The organism is Campylobacter sp. LMG 17559, assembly GCF_024723605.1.
In the GTDB taxonomy this organism is placed as follows: domain Bacteria; phylum Campylobacterota; class Campylobacteria; order Campylobacterales; family Campylobacteraceae; genus Campylobacter_D.
This window is the reverse complement of sequence record NZ_JANQCZ010000055.1, coordinates 1-573: the sequence shown is the minus strand read 5'-3', so window position 1 is coordinate 573 and position 573 is coordinate 1. Positions and strand designations below refer to the sequence as shown.

General features: G+C 18.2%; 1 protein-coding gene. It reads left to right on the top strand.

Annotation, left to right across the window (positions count from 1 at the left end; translation table 11 throughout):
* Positions 1–573 (top strand): hypothetical protein (locus tag CAMP5082_RS08280; protein ID WP_337206438.1); only part of this gene is annotated, 573 nt, incomplete at its 5' end.

Genomic DNA, 573 nt, shown 5'->3' with positions numbered 1-573 from the left:
AAAGAATCTTTTCATATCAATATCTTGATCAATAGTGATACACTTTATAAAAATCCTTTATTGCAATATAATATAAATAGAAAAATTTCTAAAGATGATAATATCATTTATGCTTTAAAAAATACTTCTAGCATAAATCAAGCTTTTAAAAACTTAAAACAATTACAAGAAGTATTATTAAAAGAAAATATATTTTTAAATTTTATAGACTTAAATAGCAAAGAAAGTCTTTTAAGTTTTTACAATCAAATATTAAGTAATCATCATCTTAAAGATTATTTTTATATAAAAAATAATCAATTTTTTATTAAAGAAGATATAAAAAATAAAATTATATTTCACAATATCAATTCTTCTTCTATTATAAGTAATTATCTTAGCTTGTTAAATGATTTTAATACTTTAAGCAAGATAGAACTTATAAATATATTAGAAAGTTTAAGTTTATACAATCTTTCAACTTTAATGCAAGATATACAAAAAAGATACCTAAAACTAGAATATAACTTAAAAAGCTTTGATAAAGATAGTATCTTTTTATCTAATATGATTATGAATGTGAGGTTGAAGTAG